General features: G+C 66.6%; 19 protein-coding genes and 1 pseudogene. 10 read left to right on the top strand and 10 right to left on the bottom strand.

The window, feature by feature from the left end; all coding sequences use genetic code 11:
* Positions 1 to 141: 141 nt before the first annotated feature.
* Positions 142 to 1,245, top strand: coding sequence for an aminopeptidase (locus tag NET02_RS10555; RefSeq protein ID WP_284057375.1), 1,104 nt, complete (start codon positions 142 to 144; stop codon positions 1,243 to 1,245).
* On the opposite strand, the gene NET02_RS10550 is transcribed toward NET02_RS10555, so the two are convergent.
* The 6 genes from NET02_RS10550 to NET02_RS10525 form a co-directional block, all read right to left on the bottom strand.
* Positions 1,242 to 2,015, bottom strand: a complete 774-nt coding sequence (locus tag NET02_RS10550) for an anti-sigma factor (protein WP_284057374.1) — start codon at positions 2,013 to 2,015, stop codon at positions 1,242 to 1,244. The genes NET02_RS10555 and NET02_RS10550 overlap by 4 nt on opposite strands.
* Positions 2,015 to 2,566, bottom strand: coding sequence for a sigma-70 family RNA polymerase sigma factor (locus NET02_RS10545; RefSeq protein ID WP_284057373.1), 552 nt, complete (start codon positions 2,564 to 2,566; stop codon positions 2,015 to 2,017). The genes NET02_RS10550 and NET02_RS10545 overlap by 1 nt, the downstream gene beginning before the upstream one ends.
* Positions 2,567 to 2,777: 211 nt before the next feature.
* Positions 2,778 to 3,188, bottom strand: a complete 411-nt coding sequence (locus NET02_RS10540; RefSeq protein WP_284057372.1) for a hypothetical protein — start codon at positions 3,186 to 3,188, stop codon at positions 2,778 to 2,780.
* A 35-nt stretch (positions 3,189 to 3,223) separates the two neighbouring features.
* Complete coding sequence (locus NET02_RS10535; RefSeq protein WP_430981080.1) at positions 3,224 to 4,165, bottom strand: Vgb family protein; 942 nt, start codon at positions 4,163 to 4,165, stop codon at positions 3,224 to 3,226.
* Positions 4,166 to 5,091: 926 nt separating this feature from the next.
* Positions 5,092 to 6,261 carry an alpha/beta hydrolase family protein gene (locus tag NET02_RS10530; RefSeq protein WP_284057370.1) on the bottom strand — a complete coding sequence of 390 codons (1,170 nt, stop codon included), beginning with the start codon at positions 6,259 to 6,261 and terminating at the stop codon, positions 5,092 to 5,094.
* Positions 6,262 to 6,263: 2 nt separating this feature from the next.
* A complete protein-coding gene (locus NET02_RS10525; protein ID WP_284057369.1) occupies positions 6,264 to 7,049 on the bottom strand; it encodes a YceI family protein in 786 nt (261 codons plus the stop codon).
* A 278-nt stretch (positions 7,050 to 7,327) separates the two neighbouring features.
* Here NET02_RS10525 and NET02_RS10520 point away from each other — a divergent pair, with 278 nt between their 5' ends.
* The 5 genes and pseudogenes from NET02_RS10520 (at position 7,328) to NET02_RS10500 (ending at position 12,506) form a co-directional block, all read left to right on the top strand.
* The gene (locus NET02_RS10520) at positions 7,328 to 8,005 is read left to right on the top strand and encodes a response regulator transcription factor (protein ID WP_284057368.1); all 678 of its coding nucleotides are present in this window, start codon (positions 7,328 to 7,330) and stop codon (positions 8,003 to 8,005) included.
* Between the two features lie 6 nt (positions 8,006 to 8,011).
* Positions 8,012 to 9,418, top strand: a complete 1,407-nt coding sequence (locus NET02_RS10515; RefSeq protein WP_284057367.1) for a sensor histidine kinase — start codon at positions 8,012 to 8,014, stop codon at positions 9,416 to 9,418.
* A 175-nt stretch (positions 9,419 to 9,593) separates the two neighbouring features.
* Positions 9,594 to 10,799: a S1C family serine protease gene (locus NET02_RS10510; RefSeq protein ID WP_284057366.1), complete on the top strand. Its 1,206-nt coding sequence runs from the start codon at positions 9,594 to 9,596 to the stop codon at positions 10,797 to 10,799.
* Between the two features lie 65 nt (positions 10,800 to 10,864).
* A pseudogene (locus NET02_RS10505) lies at positions 10,865 to 11,119 on the top strand (AAA family ATPase); the annotation flags it as partial.
* A gap of 391 nt (positions 11,120 to 11,510) precedes the next feature.
* The gene (locus tag NET02_RS10500; protein ID WP_284057364.1) at positions 11,511 to 12,506 is read left to right on the top strand and encodes a sigma-70 family RNA polymerase sigma factor; all 996 of its coding nucleotides are present in this window, start codon (positions 11,511 to 11,513) and stop codon (positions 12,504 to 12,506) included.
* A gap of 291 nt (positions 12,507 to 12,797) precedes the next feature.
* On the opposite strand, the gene NET02_RS10495 is transcribed toward NET02_RS10500, so the two are convergent.
* From NET02_RS10495 to cbiM, 3 genes are read right to left on the bottom strand one after another with little or no spacing between them, the layout of a single operon-like run.
* Entirely contained in the window at positions 12,798 to 13,625 is an 828-nt protein-coding gene (locus NET02_RS10495; protein WP_284057363.1) for an energy-coupling factor ABC transporter ATP-binding protein, read from the bottom strand.
* Entirely contained in the window at positions 13,625 to 14,488 is an 864-nt protein-coding gene (gene cbiQ / locus NET02_RS10490) for a cobalt ECF transporter T component CbiQ (RefSeq protein ID WP_284057362.1), read from the bottom strand. The genes NET02_RS10495 and cbiQ overlap by 1 nt, the downstream gene beginning before the upstream one ends.
* A gap of 8 nt (positions 14,489 to 14,496) precedes the next feature.
* Complete coding sequence (gene cbiM / locus NET02_RS10485; protein WP_284057361.1) at positions 14,497 to 15,531, bottom strand: cobalt transporter CbiM; 1,035 nt, start codon at positions 15,529 to 15,531, stop codon at positions 14,497 to 14,499.
* Positions 15,532 to 15,869: 338 nt separating this feature from the next.
* Here cbiM and NET02_RS10480 point away from each other — a divergent pair, with 338 nt between their 5' ends.
* The 3 genes from NET02_RS10480 (at position 15,870) to NET02_RS10470 (ending at position 18,379) form a co-directional block, all read left to right on the top strand.
* Positions 15,870 to 16,817, top strand: a complete 948-nt coding sequence (locus NET02_RS10480; RefSeq protein ID WP_347711033.1) for a DUF4331 domain-containing protein — start codon at positions 15,870 to 15,872, stop codon at positions 16,815 to 16,817.
* A 247-nt stretch (positions 16,818 to 17,064) separates the two neighbouring features.
* On the top strand, positions 17,065 to 17,751 hold the full coding sequence (locus NET02_RS10475) for a hypothetical protein (protein WP_284057360.1): 687 nt from the start codon (positions 17,065 to 17,067) through the stop codon (positions 17,749 to 17,751).
* Between the two features lie 154 nt (positions 17,752 to 17,905).
* Entirely contained in the window at positions 17,906 to 18,379 is a 474-nt protein-coding gene (locus tag NET02_RS10470) for a Fur family transcriptional regulator (RefSeq protein WP_284057359.1), read from the top strand.
* Between the two features lie 405 nt (positions 18,380 to 18,784).
* Here NET02_RS10470 and NET02_RS10465 read toward each other — a convergent pair whose 3' ends face one another.
* Positions 18,785 to 19,009, bottom strand: a complete 225-nt coding sequence (locus NET02_RS10465; RefSeq protein WP_284057358.1) for a hypothetical protein — start codon at positions 19,007 to 19,009, stop codon at positions 18,785 to 18,787.
* A gap of 256 nt (positions 19,010 to 19,265) precedes the next feature.
* Between NET02_RS10465 and NET02_RS10460 the strand changes: the two genes are divergently transcribed.
* Positions 19,266 to 20,468, top strand: a complete 1,203-nt coding sequence (locus tag NET02_RS10460; protein ID WP_284057357.1) for a pyridoxal phosphate-dependent aminotransferase — start codon at positions 19,266 to 19,268, stop codon at positions 20,466 to 20,468.
* The last annotated feature ends 25 nt before the right edge of the window (positions 20,469 to 20,493 follow it).

Below are 20,493 nucleotides of genomic sequence, written 5' to 3'. Positions count from 1 at the left end.
AAGGATTTCCGCCTGATCCTGCTCTATCCATCGCCAGACCTCTCTTGAATTTCACGCGGGAACAGATGAACGCAACGGAGGGGTCTCTTGCCAGGGGTGGCATCTGCGATACCATCCTCCAGAGGCAGAGGAGGTAGGGGTATGACTGATCCTCGCATCGAGAAGCTGGCCGGCGTGCTGGTCGACTACTCGCTCGGGGTACAGCCGGGCCAGCTCGTCGTCATCGGCGGCATGCCGGTTGCCGAGCCGTTGATCCGTTCGGTCTTCCGGCTCGTGCTGGAGCGCGGCGCGCACCCGGTGGTGCAGGTCTCGCTGCCCGGTTTGAGCGAGGTCTTCTTCCGCACGGCGAGCGACCACCAGCTCAACTACATCACGCCCGACGAGCGGCTGGGGCCGGAGCGCGCCGATGCGTTGCTTCGCATCCTCAGCGAGAGCAACACTCGTGCCCTCACCGGCATCGATCCCCAGCGCCAGCAGGTCTTCCAGCGGGCGCGAACCGAGCTGCGCCGGACCTACCTGCAGCGCGCAGCCGAGGGCAAGCTCAACTGGTGCCTCACCCTGTTCCCCACCGAGGCATACGCCCAGGACGCCGACATGTCGCTGGCGGAGTACGAGGAGTTCGTCTTCCGAGCAGGGTTGCTCGATATCGACGACCCGGTCTCTGCCTGGCAGGCACAGGGCCGGGAGCAGCAACGGCTGATCGACTGGCTCAAGGACAAGCGCGAGGTGCACATCCGCGCGCCCGACACCGATCTACGCCTCTCGATCGCCGGGCGGACGTTCATCAGCGCCGACGGCCGGAAGAACTTCCCCGACGGCGAGATCTTCACCGGCCCGGTGGAGCATTCGGTGACCGGCCACATCCGCTTCAGCTTTCCTTCGATCGTGAACGGGCGGCGCGTGGAGGACATCCGTCTCTGGTTCGAAGAGGGGCGAGTGGTCAAGGCGACGGCGGCCCGGAACGAGCCGTTTCTGCATCGGATGCTGGAGACGGATGAGGGGGCGCGCTACCTCGGCGAGTTCGCGTTCGGGCTGAATCGCAACATCACCCGCTTTACCGGCAACATCCTGTTCGACGAGAAGATCGGGGGAACGATTCATGTGGCCATCGGGGCCGGCTATCCGGAGACCGGCAGCCGCAACCAGTCGGCCGTGCACTGGGACATGATCTGCGACCTGCGCGAGTCGAGCGAGGTGTGGGTCGATGGCCAGCTCTTCATGAAGGATGGCCAGGTCGTGGTCTAGCGACCGATGGTGGCCTGTGCGACAGGCTGGCCGTTCGGGCTGGAAGCCAGGGCACCGGTCTCGACGGTGATGGCGATGCCGGTGAAGGTCGACAATGCCTCCTGGGGCGTCAGGTACAGCTCTCCCCGGCCCTGATCATCCACCGGCAGTACCCCGGCATTGATATACCGGTCGCCGTCGACGAGCCAGACCACGTATGCCTGACCGGTGGGCAAGCGCGGGAGTCCCTCGATCATAACCAGCGCGGCGTTGCTCGTGGGGTCGAGGATAATCCCGCCGCGCGCGCCGGGAGCGGCGACGGTGCTCTCGATCGGCATGACGAAACCCTGCGGCCGGTTGTTGACGAATTGGGTGAGCACCTGGCCACGCTGCTCCAGCTCGCGTACCTGCGCTTCGCGCTCCTGCACTTCGGCCTGCGACTGCAAGCTCTGCCAGGCGAACGCGAGCGCCAGCACCGCCGCCACTGCGGCTGCGAGCCAGCCGAGCCGGCTGCGCAGGCGAATAGGAGCGGCTTCCGGCGTGCTCGCCGCGTCCGCGTGCAGGCGAGCGAGGAGGCGATGGCGAGCGCGTAGCGGCACGGGTTGTGGATCCGGGAGGTAGGCCATGAGGTCGATGGCTGCTCGGGCTTCGATCACGGCCGCCTGGCATTGCGGACAATCCTCGAGGTGTCGCTCGACCAGTTCGAGCTCTTCCGGGTCGAGCGCGTCGAGCACGTAGGCGGCGATCAGATCGCCGACGTGGCCCTGGTCGTGTTCGATTCCACCGGTCATCAGCCCGAGGTCTCCGGTCTCTGAGCCTGCAGGGCCTCTTGTAGCTTCTGTAGCCCCAGCCGCATCCTGGTCTTGACGGTACCGAGCGGCTCATCGAGCAGCTCGGCAATCTCGCGCTGCGTCAATCCCTGGAAATAGGCGAGCTCTAACACCTCGCGCTGGCGCTGCGGCAACTGGGCGATCGCCGCCTGCACCTGCTGCCGAAGCTCCGCGACCATCGCCGCCTCCTCGAGGTCGACCGCGGTGTCGATTTCAGTGCGCAGCACCTCGAAGAAGTCGACCATGTCGGCCCGTTGTGGACGCCGCTGCCGTCGCCGCAAGGCATCGATCGCCAGGTTATGCGTGATGCTCAGGAGCCAGCTCGCGAAGCTTCCCCGGGCATGCTGGAAGCGGTTGGCCTGCTGCCACACCCGCAAAAAGGCCTCCTGCAGGATCTCCTCAGCTTCCAGCGGGTCACCGACGATCCGGACGGCGAAGGCGAACGCCGCGCGGGCATACCGGTTATAGAGCACTTCCAGCGCGCGGACCTCACCCTGGCCGGTTAGCGTCACCAGCTCCGCATCGTCCAGTCGCTGGAGCTCGCCGGTCGTTTCATTTGTCTCGCCAGCAGGCCGATCGAGCCCGCTGCATTGGGATATACGTCGAAGAGACACATGAAGATGCATCGTAAAGCTCCCACTGCAGTCCCAGTATACCGGACGCGACGGCCGGTACCGATTTGCTAGATCGGGGTGAGCTGCCCGGCGGCGACTCCGGGAGAGGTCAGGCCTGGAGATACTCCCGGAGCCAGGCGAGCGCGCGCTGCCACGCGTCGGGCGCAGCCTCGGGCCGGTAGCTCTCGACTGGCAGCGCGAGATAGCCCATCAGCGTCTCCCCATCCGGGTCCGGATACTCGACAGTCCGGGCCTCCACTCCTGCTATCGGAGTGATAGTGGCCGTCGTTCTCGGCGCCGGCCCTACCGTGGCCGCCGGCGACGTCACGGTCGGCGAAGGAGTCACCACAACTGGTGGCGGCGTCCCCGCCGCGGGCTGGCGACACGCAGCCAGGAGCGCAGCCGCGGCCGTGCTGCCGAACGCGGCCGTTGCCTGGCGCAGGAAGTCGCGACGGCCAATCTGCCCGCACTGATAGGCTCGGACAAGTTCCATGACGTAGATGCGACTGGTTCGCTGCATCGAAAACTCTCTCCTCCCTCGTGAGCACGGCGACCTCAGCGATAGCGCACGACGACGAGCTTGTCCGCGCCGGACTCGGCGCCCCAGACCTCGCCCGGGCGGCCGAGGAGCTGGCGCACATTGGCGTTCGGGCTGGGCAGCGGGTGGACCTGGAATGTCTCGGTCGCGGGGTCGAACGACACCAGCGCGTTAGCTCCGAAGTCGCTCAGCCAGACAATATCGCGCTCATCGACGTAGACGGCATAGGGCTGCGGGTTGTCGCCCGGCAGGGGCCACTCGCGCCATTCGCCGCTGGCTGGGTCGTACATCCCGAGCTGGCCAGCGTTCCACTCGCTGATCCAGATTCGCCCTCGGGAGTCCGACCATACCCGCCGTGCTCCCTGTCCTGGTGTCGGCGGCTCGAGCACGGTCGCCTGCCCGGTCTCCACATCGATCCGCGCGATATTGCTGCCGGCCAGAGACGCATAGTAGACGTCGCCCTGTGGCGTCGTGGTCATGCCATAGGGCCCGCGCCCGCGAGGTGCCTCGAACACTTCGATCTGGCCGGTCGCCGGGTCGAGCCTCCCGTAGGCGCCGGCCTGCCCTGTGAACCAGAGCACGCCGTTCCGGTCGAAGGTGGCAGTGTTCAGGTTCACGTAGCCGGTAGGGAGCGGGAAGATCTGCACCTCCTCGGTCTGTGGGTCGACCCGGACGATCGCGTTCAGTCCGCCGTCGGTGATCCAGGCTGCGCCGTCCGGGCCGACGATCACACCGTGAGGTCGCGAGCCCTCGCCGAGCGGGATGTGGCGTGTCTCTCCGGTGACCGGGTCGAGCTTGCCGAGCTCGCCGGAGGCCTGGGCGGTGTACCAGACGGTGCCGTCCGGTGCTGGTGCAACGTCGTGCGGGTGCGATCCCTCCGGCACGGGGTACTCCTGGATCGACAGAGTCCCGGCAGGGCTGGGGATGGCGGCCGGGCTCGGCGAAGCTGTGGGCGTCACCTCGGCGGTGTTCGGGGTGGCGGCCGGCACGGATGGTGTAGTCGCCGGGGGCACTGTCGGCGGTGCCGGAGTGGTCGGCGTCGGCGCCGGCTGGGCCGGGCCGCCGCAGCCAGCCAGCACGAACCCGGCGACCAGCAGGCATAGGAGTCTTTTCACTGTCGTGTATCCCCTCTCTGGACGATCGCAAGCAAGGCCCCGGGCGCGCCTCCTGCTCGCTCGTGCCAGGCCGCGGGCGGCTGTGAGTTCGCAGGGATCTCCCGGTCGACGACGGATCCTGGGCGCGGGGGACCGGCCCGCGCGGCATTGTGCTGCCGGCGGGGCTGACGATCGGGTGTAGCTACGTGAAAGCGTGAGCTGGCGGGCCTGCCGGGGGCAGAGCCCGTTCCGGCCAGGCTTGTCCACTCCTCGGACAACACCACCGCAAGCAGTGGGAAGCCTGCATCGCCGAGCGGCTCGAAAATCACCGCGCCGCCCTCGGGAAGAGAGATGCCGGCGGCGGCCAGGATGTTGAACAGGTGCCCCACTAGCACGGTGTTAGTGCCGGGAGGCGGCGGCATGGGTGAGGCTTGAGCTACAGGTGTAAGAAGGGCCAGCGTGGTCGGTGAGGGGAACGGGCGCACTGGGGCAGTCGGAGCCGATGGGGATGGCCCCGGCGGAGCCGCAGCCGTCGCCGGGCGGTCCGGTGGAGCAGCGCATGCCATGACTGCAGCGAGGGTGACCAGCGCGACGGCCAGCGACGAGATGACTGGAAGCCTCGGCCGCGATCTCTTCATAGACGGCGTCTTCGCGCTCGGCGATAGCTGAAGTCGTCAGTTAGAGCATAGGCCGCACAGCTAAGAAGAGTCTAAGGCGACCCTGAGAGGGTACTGAGGCACCGGAGGCGATCCGCGAGGCATGGGCTATGCTGCCCGGCTCAACAGGCTGCCCTAAGCCCCACCTCCTTTGAGGTGGGTATCGAAGAAAGCAGCCGTGCGCTCCATGAAGAGCTGCCAGCTCTGGCCTTGGAAGGCATGCCCCTGTCCCGGGTACTCGTAGTACTCGACACTCCTGCCGGCGAGCTGGAGGCTGTCGCGGATCGAGCGGGCCCACTCGGGCGGTGTCACGGTATCGGCCGTGCCCTGGTGGATCTGCACGGCGGCTGTCACGTAGTGGAAGTAGAACGTGGCGGAGGTCAGCCGGATGAAGGCCGGATCGCGGGCCGCTTCGCGGTAGATGGGCGCCAGCGGGTCAGTGGTGTTCTCCGGCAGCCCGTCGCCCCACTTCTGGATGTTGTCGAGGTCGTAGGCGCTGACCGGCCCGTAGAGCACGGCGGCGTCGATCCGCGGGTCGATCGTGATCGCCTTGGCTACCAGCCCGCCACCCATGCTGTGCCCCCACAGTCCCACGCGCTGGGGATCGGCCTGAGGAACGGACGGGAGCGAGCTGATCAGGTTGAGCACGTCGATGACGATGCCGGTTCGGAAGTAGTTGGGCCCCTGGTCTGACCCGGCCCAACCACGGAAGTCCGGCGCGATGCAGAGGTAACCCCTGCGGGCCAGGAAGTCGGCTTCGCGCCAGGTGTCAGCGCCAGGCCAGTACTGCTCGGGCGGGATGTAGCCGTGGTTGAGGATCACCACCGGGAAGGGGCCCTCGCCGTGAGGCACGTGCATCACCCCGGTGATCCGCAGCCCGTCGCTGGGGTAGGCGATCGCGTAGCGGGTGTACGCATCGGTGGCATCGAGCGTCCCCAGGATCTCGATTGTGCCACCGGGATACTGGCGGCTGCGCAGCCCGTCGATGGTATAGGCCGCCAGGGGATGCGGTGCCGGAGTCGGTTCAGGCGTGGCGGTCGGTTGTGGCGGTGGGGTGGGCTGGGGCTGCGGGGCGGGTGTCGTGGCTGTCGGGCTGGGTGGAACCGGCGTCGTCTGAGCTGTACCCCCGCCAGGGCTCGTGACCGGCGTCGAATCGCCAAGCGCTGGCGACACCACCGGCGTCGCGGTGCTGGCCGGTGGGGATGGCTCGCCGCGCCAGCTACAGGCAGCCAGCAGGGACACCAGGAAGAGCGCGGTACCGGCCGCAACGCTGAGCGATCGAGCGATGGTCGTTGAGAGGGACATGGTCACTGCTCCCTGACGAGGGTGAAGTCGAGCTCGAGCTGGATCGTCTCCTCGACGCTGAGGACGACGGCGACGCGCGGCTGCTCCATACCGAAGTCCTGGAATGTTACCCGAGTGACCGCATTGCCGACCAGCCGGTCGCCTTCCATCCTGGCCGTGACATCCCACGTCACCGGGCGGGTGACACCGTGGACGGTCAGGTCGCCGGCGAGCTGGAAGGTGAACTCGCCGCCCTCGGGTAGTGGCCAGGGCAGGCCGCTCGTCTCGCGTGGCTCGAAGACAGCGGTTGGGAACTGAGCTGTCTCGAGCGTGTTCTCCTGGATGAAGTTGTCGCGCCGGCTCTGGTCGCTCTGGAGCGAACGCAGGTCGACCTCGAAACGAGACTCCTCGCTCACGATGCGGCCATCCGTTGCCAGCACCACCGCGCCGCTGACGTCCCTAGTAGCGCCGACAGCATCGTTGGGGAGCGACTGGCTTGCGAGCTGCTCGCGCACGCGGTAGCGTGCCTCGCTCTCCTCGGGAACGAGGATCAGTCGAACGGTGCCGGTCGTGGACGATTCGTCGCCTGCGGCCGGAGAAGCCGGTGTGGCTGCCGTGCTCGTCGGTTCGGGAGATGACGCGGGCGTCGGCGGCATGGTCGGCATCGCCTGGGAAGTCGCAGCGGTTGGGCTGGGTGCAGGCGTCAATGCCGCCGGATTTTCCTGCCCGCTACAGGCTGCCAGGGCGAACCCGAGCAGCAGCAACGCTCCGAGGAGCCGCAGCGTACTCGTAGCCTGAGCGATCCGCACCCCTTTCCCCCTTTCTTCTTGCTGGCAACGTTCACGTGCCGGCCCTGGCCGTTCGCTGGGCTTCAGCGTCGCGCTATGCTACCTTGCGGCAACCAAAGCGTACCCAAGATGAAGCTAAGAAAAGGCTAAGACGGGTGGTTCGCCTCCCGTGAGCTGGTGGTCGGACCGGGCGTTGGTTAGCCGCGTGGTACCATTCCACGATGCTTGGGCTGGTACTGTCCGTTGGCCCGTGCGCGCCTGACCGCGGATCGAAGACGAGCCATCGAGGGGATGCGGACATGGCGACCGTGTTGATCGTGGACGACGACGTACGACTCGTCGAGATGCTCCGGCGCACGCTCGCCTATGAGGGCTACCGGGTCGTCACGGCGAGCGATGGCCAGGAGGCGCTGGCGAGGGTACAAGAGCAGCGCCCGGACGTGGTGGTGCTCGATTGGCTGATGCCGAAGCTGGACGGGTTGACGGTGATCCAGCGCCTGCGGATGGCGGGCGATACCACGCCGGTGCTGATGCTGACTGCGCGCGACGCGGTCGAGGACCGGGTCGCGGGTCTGGACAGCGGCGCCGACGACTACCTGGTCAAGCCGTTCGCGCCGGCGGAGCTGCTCGCCCGGGTGCGCGCGCTGTTGCGGCGGGCCGAGCCGGCAGCCGACGAGAAGCCGCTCAGCTTTGCCGATCTCTGGCTCGACCCCGTCACGCGGGAGACACGTCGTGGTGACCGGGCCTTCACGCTGAGTCCTCGGGAGTTCGACTTGCTCGCTTTCTTCCTGCGCAACCCGCGCCGGGTGCTCCCGCGAAGCCGGATCTTGGAGGCAGTCTGGGGCCATGACTTCGATGGCTACGACAGCGTGCTCGATGTGTACATCGGCTATCTCCGGGCCAAGACCGAGGCTGGCGGCGAGCCACGTTTGATCCACACGGTACGCGGGGTCGGCTACGTGCTGCGCGAAGGCTAGCGAAATATGTCGGTTCGCCTGCGGCTGACATTGCTCTACAGCGCGATCCTCGTCTTTACCCTGATTGCCTTCAGCGTGACGATCTACCTCACCGTCTCGCGCGTGATGCTCGATTTCCAGGAGAACGCGCTCGTCGAGGAGGCGACCCAGATTCTCACCCAGGGGGTGTTCACGCTGACGGTCATCGACACGCCGCGTGGCCGGATCGCTGTCCCCGAGACATACGTACAGGTGCGCACGCTCGACGGTGAGGTGGCCGACAAGTCCCCCAACCTGGGGGACTTCACGCTGCCGATCAGCGAGGAAGGCATGCGGCAACTCCGCACCGGCGAGGCGAAGTCATGGACCGAGACGGTCTCGACCGAGGATGGCCGGCTGCTGGTCTACAGCAAGCCGTTCCGTTTCCCTGGCCAGCCGGCGGGCATCCTTCAGGTCGCGCGCTCGCTCGCCGAGCAGGATCGAGCCCTCGGAGCCTTGAAGTGGACGCTCATGGTCGGGACGGGCCTCGCGACGGTGGCGGCGTTCGGGATCGGTTGGGGGCTGGCCGGGCTGAGCCTGCGTCCCATCAACCGGATCACCCAGACAGCGCAGGAGATCGGCGCGCGGCGCGACTTCAGCCGTCGCGTCCAGTACTCGGGGCCGAGCGACGAGATCGGACTGCTGGCCACGATGTTCAACACGATGCTGACCGAGCTTCAGGCCGCCTACCGGCAGGTGGAGCAGTCGCTCCAGGCACAGCGGCGGTTCGTCGCCGATGCCTCGCATGAGCTGCGCACGCCGCTCACCACCATTCGGGGAAACGTGGCGTTGCTCCAGCGCGACCCGCCCATCAGCGAGGAGGATCGCGTCGCGGTCTTGCATGATGTGGCCGAGGAGATCGAACGGATGATCCGCCTGGTCAACGGCCTGCTGCTCCTGGCCCGCACCGATGCCGGGCTGCCACTGCGCAGGGAGCCGGTGCCGGTGTGCCCGCTCATCGACGACGCCTGTCGCCAGGCACTGGTGCTCGCCGATGGCCGCGCACTCGTGTGGGACGACACGGTGGAGGCCGCGGTGCTAGCCGACCGTGATGCGCTCAAGCAGGTATTGCTTATTCTCCTCGATAATGCCCTCAAGTACACGCCGGAGGGCGGGATGATCACCGTCGCTGCGGCCGTCAGGGATGGCAGGGTCGAGATCAGTGTGCGCGATACCGGACCGGGAATCGATCCGGCTGCCCTGCCCCACATCTTCGAGCGCTTCTACCGTGGCGACTCTTCTCGTAGCGGCCAGAATACTGGACTCGGTCTCGCCATCGCCAAATCGCTGGTCGAAGCCCAGCAGGGCGAGATTCGCGTACAGAGCGAGCTCGGGCGGGGAAGCGTCTTCACGGTCACGCTTCCCCGAGCCGAGGCGCTGCCCGCCGACGAGTGACCTCCATCTCACCTCCGGTCACCCAGTCGTCCCCCAGCACTGCGAGTCAGGCTCTTAGGGAATTCTTAGCTTCGGCTGAGCCTCCTCTCAGATCTCGCTTAGGGTGCCTTCAAGTTGCGGGTCTACCCTTCACCTACCGGAAAGGGTAGCGGTCGGTGTACGAGGGAGACCCGCCATGTTCGACCAGTATCAGGGAACATCGAGTCAGGGTGAGCCGGAAGAGAGCGGCCGGGGTGACACCCGTAGGCGACGCCCTAGGTTGATCGCGTTGGCGGTGGCCGGGGTTATGCTGGCGGTCTTCGCCGTCGGGGTGGCCGGAGCGGCGGTTGGGCTGCGCTGGCTGGGGCCGGAGCCGGCACCAGCGTCCGAGCCGGTGGTTATGGCTCGACCGGTCGCGAATCAGACTGCTGCTCCCGGAAATGTCGCTGGGGCGGTGTACGATGCGGTCGGTAGCGCGGTGGTGGAGATCGTCACCTCGGTCGAGGGGCGGCTAGGGACGACGCCCGTCGGTGGTGGCTCGGGGGTGGTCGTCGATCAACGGGGGCTGGTTCTCACTGCGGCTCATGTCGTCGAGGGTGTCGAGAACGTTCGGGTGCGTTTCAGCAACGGAGAGGTGCGCGAGGCGAGGGTGCTCGGCACGGACACTGGGAACGATCTCGCGCTCCTCCAGGTCGAGCTCCCGGAGGGCATCGCGGTCGCGCCGCTCGGAGATTCCGATCAGGTGCGAGTCGGCGACGTCGTCGTAGCGATCGGCAGCCCGTTCGGCCTCGAGGGCACGGTCACCCAGGGGATCATCAGCGCGGTTAACCGCACCTGGCAACCCGGCGATGGCCGGACGAGGACCGGGCTGCTCCAGACCGACGCGCCGATCAATCCGGGCAACTCCGGCGGACCGCTCTTCAACGTCAACGGTGAGGTCATCGGGATTACCACGATGATCGAGAGCCCGATACGTGGCTCGGTGGGGATCGGCTTTGCGGTCCCGAGCAACACGGCACGGCGCATGCTGCCGCAGCTCGAGGCAGGGGCGCAGCTCCAGCCTGCCTGGCTGGGTATCAGCGGGGTGACGGTCGACGCGGCCCTGGCGCGGGAGCAGGGCCTCTCGATCGATCGTGGCGTCCTGGTGGCCAGCGTGGTACCCGATAGCCCGGCGGATCAGGCCGGACTGCGTGGTGGTGAGGATACGGGCGACGGCACGGTGCCGCGCGGTGGCGACATCATCGTCGCTATCGACGGCACGACGATCGAGACCATGGATCAGCTCGTCGAGCAGATCAGCCGGCACGCGCCAGGCGACACTGTCCGGCTCACGATCGTGCGCGACGGGCGGCAGCAGGAGGTCACGGTGACACTGGGAAGCTGGCCGGCGGAAGCGCCATAGCTGGGCGGGGACGCCGCCGGGAAACCTGAGTGGGAACGGGGAAGTCAGATAGAGGAGCGCGGTGCATGACGACGAGAAGTTTCCGCCAATTGCCGCGGCCCCTGGGAGAGACGTCGCACTCGCTGAACGTGCTCGAGCATGTGCTGTTCGAGGTCAAGCGGCTGATCGTGGGCCAGGATTACCTGCTGGAGCGGCTCCTTGTGGCCCTCCTGGCGCGCGGGCATGTGCTGCTCGAGGGAGTGCCCGGCCTGGCCAAAACGATGACAGTGCGGGCACTGGCCCAGGTGGTCGGTGGCACATTCGGCCGGGTGCAGTTCACGCTGGCGGGTTGCTGAGCCTGCGCTGGTTCCAGCGGCTGCCATAGATGGAGGATGACCGTGGTCAGGGGAACGATCGGGACTGCTGGGTATAAGCGAAGGGGTGAGGAACGGTTTAGTGTATGGGCAGGTGACTCCAATGGGCGGGCCTGGTATAATTGACATAATTCTTCCTCCTCGATGGGACGATCGACGACAGATGCGGAGCGGAACCAAGAGGGGGATGCGACCGTATAACAGGTGAACGGGTGAGAGAGACGGGCAGGCTCGTGATCGTGATGCTTTGCACAGTTGACAGATCGTCAGAATCGTGCTAGAATACGAAGGTTTATAAACGACGACGTAGCCTGTCCGAACAAGGTGTACGGACGGCAGTGGAGGTAAGACGGCACCGATGACAGAGCGAGAGATCCAGGAGCTTCTCGAGCTCGAGCAGCTGGTGCAGGAGGCCGAGGTCGACGAGATCGACGAGGTCGAAGAGACCGCCGATCTGATCGACCAGGCAGCGAATGACGCTGTGTACCGCTACTTCCGTGAGGTAGGTGGGCACCGGCTGCTGACGCACGCCGAGGAGATCGAGTACTCGCGAGCGGTCAGGGCGGGTCTCGAGGCGCGCAAGCGCATGGAGGCCGGCGAGGACACGCCGGAGCTGCGGGAGCTGGTTCGCAAGGGTCAGGAAGCCCGCGAGAAGCTGATTCGCCACAACCTGCGACTGGTCGTCTCGATCGCCAAGCGCTACCGCTCGAGCGAACTCCCGTTGATCGACCTGATCCAGGAGGGGAACATCGGTCTGATGACCGCGGTCGAGCGGTACGACCCGGAACTGGGCTATCGCTTCAGCACGTACGCCACCTTCTGGATCCGCCAGGCGATCGGCCGGGCTGTGGCGAACCTGAGCCGGACTATTCGGGTTCCGGTTCACATGCATGATCTGATCGCCAAGATCCGGCGTGCCGAGGCGCAGATCGAGCAGGCTAAGGGCCGGCCGGCGACGAACGAGGAACTGGCCGAGCAGCTCGGCATCGAGGTCAGCCGGATCGAGCAGGCCCGCTCGTCCATCCCGCGGACCTCGTCGCTGGACAAGCCGATCGGCGAGGACGGCGAGAGCACGATCGGCGACCTGCTGCCGGATCCGCGCAGCGAGGAGGTCGTCGACGAGGCGCTGACGAACGCGATCCGAGAGCAGATCCGACGCAGCCTGGATCAGCTCACCGAGCGCGAGCGCGGTGTCCTGATGCTCCGCTTCGGCCTGGGCGGCGAGCAGCCGCGCACGCTGGCCGAGATCGCCGATCACTACGGGATCAGCCGCGAGCGAGTGCGCCAGATCGAGAAGGAGGCGCTGGCCAAGCTCCGCAACTCGGACTTGCGCCAGCTCGCCAGCGCGGCCTGAGCGATCGAGCTCGAAGAAGGCGAACCAACCGATGAGCCCCGGAGGTAAACCCTCCGGGGCTTCGTCGTTTCAGTGCGATCCAAGCTCATGTTCAGGCTATGAGGTCCGCATCGAGCACCGCGGGCAGCTTCAGCGTAGTCAGGTGGTGGCTCGCGCCCACGCGAGACGCGGAGCCTGATGGCCGCAGTTCACGATCTTGCCGGTGGGGCCGGTGTCACGCCGCACGGCGTAGTGAGCGAGGCTCGCTTGCACCCGGCGTTGCGCCCATCGGGTTGGCCTGAGCGGTAGCGCTCAACGGTGCTCGTGCAGGTGCTCGCCGTCGTGGGCATGGGGATGGGTGTGGGCGAGCTCGCCGTGCCAGTGCAGGTGCTCGTGGATCAGGTTCGTCCGCACCAGGAGATCGGTGTCGCGCAGGATCTCGCTGGGGTGGCCCGAAGCGACCGGCCGGCGCTCCTGATCCCCGAATACCACGACCCGGGTGGCGATGCCCGGGACGATATCCAGCTCGTGGGTGGTCAGGATCACGGTCTTGCCCAGGTCGCGCATGCCGCGGATCAGGTGAACCAGTGCCGCGCGCGTGCGGGGATCGAGGTTGGCGGTGGGCTCGTCGAGCAAGACCACCTCGGGATCCATCGCCAGCACGGTCGCGATCGCCACGCGCCTCTTCTCGCCGCCGCTCAGCTCGTAGGGCGCGCGGTCAGCCAGGTGGGCCACCTCCATCGCGCGGAGCGCTCGCGCCACCTGCTCGCGTACCTGCTCTTCCGGCCAGCCGAGCTGGAGCGGGCCGAAAGCAACGTCGTCGTAGACGGTGGGCGAGAAGAGCTGGACGTCGGGATCCTGGAAGACCAGTCCGACGCGGCGATGAAGCCAGCGAGCTCGCTCGGGGTCGTCGGCCACATCGGTGATCTCCTCGCCGAAGGCCCAGAGGCGACCACTCGTCGGGCGATAGAGACCGTCGAGAATCTTGAGCAGGGTCGATTTGCCGCTGCCGTTGGCCCCCAGGATAACGAGCTGCTCTCCCGGCTCGACGACCAGGTCGACCTGGTCGAGCGCGGAGTGGCGACCGTGGTAGCGGTACGAGATGCCTTCCAGCCGGAAGATCGGGCCCGTCTGCGCCATCACCGGCTCAGATCCACGAGCCAGGCCAGCCCCAGCAGGGCAACGCCGAGCGAGACGAACAGCCAGTCCTCGTCGCGCATGCGAAACGTCGCCAGTGTCCGTACATCCCCGCTGAAGCCGCGGGCGACCATCGCGGCGTAGACGTCATTGCTCATCTTGAGGCTCCGGCTCATCAGCGTCCCCATGCTGGCGCCGACCCAGCGGCGCTGTTCGCCGGACGACGTCCTGCCGACTGTGCGGCTGGCGCGCCCGAGGAAGAGATTCTCGGTGAGCCGGAGCAACAGGAAGACATAGCGGTAGGTCATGCCCAAGACGATGACGAAGACGTCCGGCACGCGGAAGATGCGGAGCGCCTTGAGCAAGTCGGCCCAGCGGGTGGTCAACACCAGCAGCGCTGCCAGCGTCACCGATGCGCTCACTCGAAGGAGAAAGGTCGCGACGCTGAGGACGGCCTGGTCCGACACCGTTAACGTTATCGAGCCCACCGGCCCGATCGTGAAGAGCGAGCGGCCATCGACCAGGAAGAGCGCGGGCAGGGCAACCAGCCCGGTGAAGAGTGGGACGCCCAGCATCGTCCTCACCGCGATGACGCGGAAGGGCAGGCGTGTCGCTATGCCCAGACCGAGAAGGCCCAGCCAGAGGCCGGCCAGGAGTGGAAGGTCGTGGACGAGACCGGTCACCAGCAGCGCGAGCGCGAAGAGACCGACCTTGGCTCGGGGGTCGACCCGCTGGAGGAAGCCGTCCTGCCGCGCGTACGTCTCCGCGTACACCGTCTGCTCGATCGCGGCGCCGACCCCGGTGATCGTCCGTTCGACGAAGCTTTTGCGCGCCCTGCGGCGCCGGGAAGTCGGCGAAGCGGTCATGCTGGCTCCTAGCCGCCTGCGGTGGCCTGCTGGCCCTGTCGTGGTCGAAGCAGGATCCGCAGAGCGAACGTGGTAGCGAAGATCAAGGCGATGCCGACGATAGCGGACAGAATGTAGGCGAGCGCCTGCTCGGCGAAACTCGCCGTCTCCGTCATCCACGGGAGCGTGTAGTCAGGGAGCGGCGCGCTCCAGAGCGATTCGAGTTCCTCCAGGCCACGCGGGACGTAGCCGACGCGCTGCGCTAGCTCATCGCTACCCCACTCGCCCCATGCGCTTCCGGTTGCAAGCAGGCCGAGCGGGCTGAACAGGGCGAGCAGGACGAAGATGGCCAGTGTCAAGCGCCGGGCTGATGGAGCCACTCGCGCGGTCGCCGCTCGCCGCTCCAGCAATTCGGGGTGGGCCCGCTGGACGTAGGCGAGGCCGAAGACCGTCGCGATCACCTCGGCCGCTCCGGCGATCGTCAGGTGTGGGATCAACATTGCCGGCACTGCTTCGCGCAGCCCGTACGGCGAGTAGAGCGCTCGCCCGTTCTCGCTCCAGAAGATGGGCTGGATGCCGAGCGCTAGTCCGACCAGCAGGCCCGCGACATTGATCCCGACATAGGCCCCGATCGCGGCGGCCAGCAGCCGGCGCCGCGACAGTGGATCGGATCGGCCGCTGACCAGCCGGTAGACGCCGTAGCCGGTGAGAGGCAAGGCGACCCCGAGGATGAAGCAGTTGGCTCCGATGGCCGTGATACCGCCGTCACCGAAGAAGAGCGCCTGGATGATGAGCGCGACTGACACGGAGATGATCGCTGCCCAGGGACCCAGGACGACCGCGGCCAGCGTCCCACCGACAGCGTGCGCGGTGGTACCGCCTGGAACTGGGATATTGAACATCATGATCGCGAACGTAAAGGCGGAGAAGAGCGCCAGGGCCGGGACGAGCTGGCCCGTGAGGACGCGCTTGAGCCGCTGGCCAGCGGCCCACCAGAAGGGAAGCACCGCGCCGTAGAACGCCAGCGCAGTCGCAGGGCTGATGTACCCATCCGGGATATGCATCGCTCTCTCTTCCTGCTCGTCCGGCGTCCATCGGGCCGAGGCGCCGTCTTCGTAAGCGGAACTCGTATATGCTGCGGGAGGCCTGTGGCAAACCGATCAGCCGCTCCCCGGTCGCTGTGTCCTCCCGACGCCCGTTGCTGCAAAAGCTTGCAGTAATAGCCGGACTGATTCTACGCCGGGAGGTTCCAGGTGTCAATGATCACACCAGCCGAGTTTTACCGCCGGCTGAACCTCGATGGGATCGAACGCGGAGTCACGAGCTGACCGCGCGATCTCAGCCTGGGGGAGGCGAACCGCGCTGATGCCACCGCTCCCGGTCAACTCCCGATTACGAGGCTCTGGCCGCGGCGGCTATCCACGAGCTGGAAGGCGGGCGCAAGGTCTTCGCCGGCCAGCGGGAGGAGGCCTTCTTCGTCGATCTCGGCGCCATCTTCGACCTCGGTACACTCCGGCCCTTTCAGAACCTCCACCTGATCCCGACCCCAGCCGCGGACGGCGTGGATGCGACCAAGGGATTCAACGTCCACACTATCGCGCTGCAGGTGCCGAAGACAGAGTTGACCCGAGACGACTCCGAACCGACCGATCCGATGAACCCCTCGTCGGTCATCGGGATATGGGCCACTGCTAGCCGACAGCGAGCGTCGGTGCGCGAGCCCAAGCGAGGGGCAGTCCGCCTCGCTGGGCCGTGGGTCCAGGTCTCGCGGTTGGGTATGCCGCTGATCAACGAGGTTATCATCCCGCTTGGCAACAAGGACCGCTGGAATGCGAGCGAGCCAGAGGACGACGAGCAGTTCCTGCGATACTACCTCGACCCCGAGTTGCAAAATCTCCTGCCGGTGCTGTATCCGGGCGTCTTTCCGAATCTCGCTGCGCTGCTGGGCGCGCCGCCTGCTAGCCGGCCTCGCAATGATCTGCTCGCCATCCTGCTGACCGGTATCCCCGCTGGGCTGATCCCCGAATTCCAGAACTTCACCGGCTCGACCCCCGCCGACATGCTCCGACTGAATCTCGCCATCCCTCCGACGACCGTGGATCCGAGCCCGTTGGGTATCTTGGGGGACGATTTGGGAGGCTTTCCCAATGGTCGTCGCGTCTTCGACGACGTTGTCGCAATCGAGCTGAGAGCGATTGCCGGCCTCACCTATCCTCTGATCGACCCGACCTTCACCCCGGATTCCGCTGCTGCGGTCCTGGCGGACGGAACTGCGAACGATGTGCCGCCACTGCGGGACTTTCCCTATATCGGCCACCCACATGAAGGGTACGAGCACGAGCACGATTGACTCTCGACCACACCGGCCAGTTCAGCCGACACCCTCGAAGCGCGGGATCGAATCCCGCGCTCGCTCGTGTGTGCTGGATGCGGTTCAAGCTGCCTGCGCCTCGGATTTCCACGAAACATATGCTGCCTGGGCACGGACTGACCAAGGAGTGAACAACGAACGGCTACGAAATGGTCTGTATCTTGAACATGTCGCTGCCTAAGCTGTCCGCACAGGGGAACAGTGGAGCGGAGAGGAGTATCGCGCCATGTCGTCACCTATTTCACGAGATTCAGCACTGGGGATCAGGCGGAGGCCAGTTGCGCTGGAACGCCTACCGGCCGGTCAGATCGCGTTCCGGTTCCCGGCGCTCGAGCCATACCGCTACCCTGAGCCGGTACGCTGCCCGTATCCACGCTGCGGGAGCCGAGATGTGCTGCTCCGCCAGATCGTGCCGAAAGCCGTGCGTGACCCGTTCCTCAGGCAGGTCATGGCACGGCGCTACGGTTGCCTGCGCTGCGGCCGTACGTTCAGAGTCTACCCCCAGGGTATCGGCCCAGCGCAGACCTCGCTCCGGCTGCGTCACCTGTCACTGCTGCTCTACCTCCTGGGATTGAGCTATGCAGACGTACCGCGAGCGCTGCGGGCGCTGGGCCTGTCGATGAGCAAGACGGCCGTGTACCTGACTGTGCGCGCAGCAGGGGCAGCGGTGAGCGGGCCCCGGCAGAGGCTTCGTGCCGTGCCAGCCGAGGCTGGCTCGGGGGACGAGGTTGCGCCCTCCCGCTGGGCTAACCGCTGGCTAGCGGTCGAGCTCGGTAGGGACATGTGGGGCGACAGCATCGTGCGGGTCGATGTCTTCCAGACCGAGGACCTCGCGGCTCTCTTACCCTGGCTCGAGCAGATCGCGACCGCTGCGGATGCGCAGATGCTAGTTCGCGCAAATAGAGCCGCCTGACCACGCTCGGCTCCGGTGCTGCCTCTTGTCCCCGGTCTGGAACAGCGTTACCATCCTGATGCGAGCCTACCGACAGGGACACGTCGAGACATGCAATCCCTCCGCCATCGAGACAGTCTCGGTGGCGGGGGCATGTTGGAAGCGGGGGCCAGGGATGGCCAGAGACTTCTGGAGCGCCGAGCTCCGCCGGGTCGCGGAGCGGTTACGCCAGTCGGGTCAGCGGGTGACGCGTCAGCGCCTGGCCGTGTTTACCGCGCTGGCGCGGTTGGGTGGTCATCGCACCGCCGAGGAGATCTACGATGTGGTTCGGGCTCAGCACCCTGATGTCAATCTCTCGACGGTCTACCGGAACCTGGACCTAGGGGTAGAGCTTGGGCTGGTGACCCAGACCGATCTCGGGGGCGGTGTTCGGCGCTTCGAGCTCGTCCGTGCCGAGCGGCACCATCACCTCGTGTGCCAGCAGTGCGGAGCCGTGTTCGAGCTGGAAGACGATCTGCTCGAGCCGCTGCGGGCAGCGCTGCGCGAGCGCTATGGGTTCGTAGCTCGCATGGATCACTTCGCCATCTTCGGCACGTGTTCCGCTTGCTGGTCGCGCAGCCGGGCAGCGGGGACACGAGCGCCGGCATAGCGATTCCAACCGCTACAGGCAGACTTCCTGGATCCTGGCGGAGCCAGCGCGGCGCGTGGCAATCGCTCTCCGCTATTCCCTCCGGCAGTCCGGTTCGTTACCGGGGCGCAGACTCTCGCGGGTCGTTTCAGCCCTGATAGGTGTGCTGATGGTCCCAGGGACAGCGACAAGGCCGCTACGGCCTTGCCGGTGCCGTCAGCAGAACCACCCGCGTCCGGCAAACAGCCTTGTGTATTCCACGTGTGACCGCGACCGGTATCGCGGGTCGCCGGGGCAGGAGGCTGCGACACATCCCTTGTTGCTCGAGTCGCAGCGCGGCAGGGCCCGAGTCGCTGGCCGCTTCGGTGGCGGCAATAGGCCCGCGCGGCGAGCTCACGGTCAGGACGCACTGAGCCGGAGACGGCGCTAGGAGTGCCGAGACTCCCTCTGGCCGCTCGAGCGCGAGAGAAGCACCGCAACGACCGTGATCGCCGCCATGATGAGGACGGCGACCAGGATCGCCTCCGTGCCGCCGATGGCTGTGCTGACGAACAGTAGTAGCTCGCCGATGATGACAATCGACGCGACCGTGATTAGGATCGCGGCCAACGGGATCAGCACCGCTAGCTTGAGGTTCTGACCCTTCTGCATGCTTCCCCTTTCTCCGCCGGAGCGCCGCAGTCGTTTCGGTCACTCTGACCGGGCGGGTGCGGACTCGCCGCACATGCCCGTGAGGGATTATGGGAGTTGCGATCGAGCGGTGCAAGCATCCGGGGCTGGTTGTCACGCGTTCCCGAGTATGTTTCAGTAGCCAGGGATGCGGGCAACCCCCGGTCGCTCGCGCGGACCCGACCGGGTTGCTCGAGCGAGAGCCGAGTCACGTGCGGGTTCGTGAAGGGGCACGAGGATGAGCAACGGTGAATCCCGACCGGTCTCTACCCTTCGCCTGGCTGAGCGGATGAGCCGCCTGGGTACTGAGAGCGCCTTCGAGGTGCTGGCCCGCGCGCGGGCGCTCGAAGCACAGGGACGCTCTGTCATTCACCTCGAGATCGGAGAGCCCGACTTCGATACCCCGCCCCATATCGTCGCGGCCGCGGTGCAGGCGCTGCGGGCCGGCCACACGCACTACACTCCAGCGACCGGTATCCCGGAGCTGCGGGAGGCAATCGCGCGTGAGGTCAGCCGCACACGCGGGGTCGAGGTGGGGCCGGAGCGCGTCGTGGTCACGCCGGGCGGCAAGCCGATCATGTTCTTTACCATCCTGGCGCTGGCCGGCGAAGGAGACGAGGTGATCTACCCCGACCCCGGTTTTCCGATCTACGAGTCGGTGATTCGGTTCGCCGGCGCGCGGCCAGTGCCGCTCACGCTGCGTGAGGAGAACAATTTCGCCTTCGATCCGGACGAGCTCCGCTCGCTGGTCAGCGAGCGCACGCGGCTGGTCATCGTCAATTCGCCCCATAACCCGACGGGAGCGGTCGTGGGCCGCGACGCGCTCGCGGAGCTCGCGCGGCTCGCTCAGGACCGTGACTTCCTGGTGCTCTCCGACGAGATCTACTCGCGAATCCTCTACGAGGGCGAGTTCGCCAGCGTGGCCAGCTTCCCCGGCATGCTCGACCGCACGATCATCCTCGATGGGTTCTCCAAGACCTACGCCATGACGGGCTGGCGGCTGGGCTACGGGGTGATGCCGCCTGCCTTAGCCGAGCAGGTGACCCGGCTGGCGATCAACTGCAACTCCTGCGTGCCCGGCTTCGTCCAGCTCGCCGGGGTAGCAGCGCTCACCGGGCCCCAGGACGATGTCTCCCGCATGGTCGAGGAGTTCCGGCGCCGGCGAGATGCCATCGTCGATGGCCTGAATCGCCTGCCGGGGGTGCGCTGCCTCCGCCCGGCCGGCGCCTTCTATGTCTTCCCCAACGTCTCCGGCCTGGGGAAGGATTCTCGCACCATCGCGCGTGACCTTCTCGACGAGGCTGGCGTGGCGGTGCTGGCCGGCGATGGGTTCGGTCGGGGTGGTGCGGGATACCTGCGTTTCTCCTACGCCAACTCGCTCGAAAACATCCTGGAGGCGCTCGAGCGGATGGGCAGGCTGATCGAGACGCGCTACCGTTGAACTGCTCGAAGGGGCCTCGCGACAC

Origin of the sequence: Thermalbibacter longus (assembly GCF_023806485.1) — a bacterium.
Lineage (GTDB): Bacteria > Chloroflexota > Chloroflexia > Thermomicrobiales > Thermomicrobiaceae > Thermalbibacter > Thermalbibacter longus.
Note: the sequence above shows the minus strand (reverse complement) of the source record. Positions and strands in the feature narration are given on the sequence as shown.

Coding starts and splice junctions, on each gene's coding strand:
- NET02_RS10475 (WP_284057360.1), top strand. CDS start 17,065: ATGTCGTCACCTATTTCACGAGATTCAGCACTGGGGATCAGGCGGAGG.
- NET02_RS10530 (WP_284057370.1), bottom strand. CDS start 6,261: ATGTCCCTCTCAACGACCATCGCTCGATCGCTCAGCGTTGCGGCCGGT.
- NET02_RS10510 (WP_284057366.1), top strand. CDS start 9,594: ATGTTCGACCAGTATCAGGGAACATCGAGTCAGGGTGAGCCGGAAGAG.
- NET02_RS10500 (WP_284057364.1), top strand. CDS start 11,511: ATGACAGAGCGAGAGATCCAGGAGCTTCTCGAGCTCGAGCAGCTGGTG.
- cbiQ (WP_284057362.1), bottom strand. CDS start 14,488: ATGACCGCTTCGCCGACTTCCCGGCGCCGCAGGGCGCGCAAAAGCTTC.
- NET02_RS10550 (WP_284057374.1), bottom strand. CDS start 2,015: ATGACCGGTGGAATCGAACACGACCAGGGCCACGTCGGCGATCTGATC.
- NET02_RS10495 (WP_284057363.1), bottom strand. CDS start 13,625: ATGGCGCAGACGGGCCCGATCTTCCGGCTGGAAGGCATCTCGTACCGC.
- NET02_RS10470 (WP_284057359.1), top strand. CDS start 17,906: ATGGCCAGAGACTTCTGGAGCGCCGAGCTCCGCCGGGTCGCGGAGCGG.
- NET02_RS10515 (WP_284057367.1), top strand. CDS start 8,012: ATGTCGGTTCGCCTGCGGCTGACATTGCTCTACAGCGCGATCCTCGTC.
- NET02_RS10465 (WP_284057358.1), bottom strand. CDS start 19,009: ATGCAGAAGGGTCAGAACCTCAAGCTAGCGGTGCTGATCCCGTTGGCC.
- NET02_RS10520 (WP_284057368.1), top strand. CDS start 7,328: ATGGCGACCGTGTTGATCGTGGACGACGACGTACGACTCGTCGAGATG.
- NET02_RS10540 (WP_284057372.1), bottom strand. CDS start 3,188: ATGCAGCGAACCAGTCGCATCTACGTCATGGAACTTGTCCGAGCCTAT.
- cbiM (WP_284057361.1), bottom strand. CDS start 15,531: ATGCATATCCCGGATGGGTACATCAGCCCTGCGACTGCGCTGGCGTTC.
- NET02_RS10555 (WP_284057375.1), top strand. CDS start 142: ATGACTGATCCTCGCATCGAGAAGCTGGCCGGCGTGCTGGTCGACTAC.
- NET02_RS10460 (WP_284057357.1), top strand. CDS start 19,266: ATGAGCAACGGTGAATCCCGACCGGTCTCTACCCTTCGCCTGGCTGAG.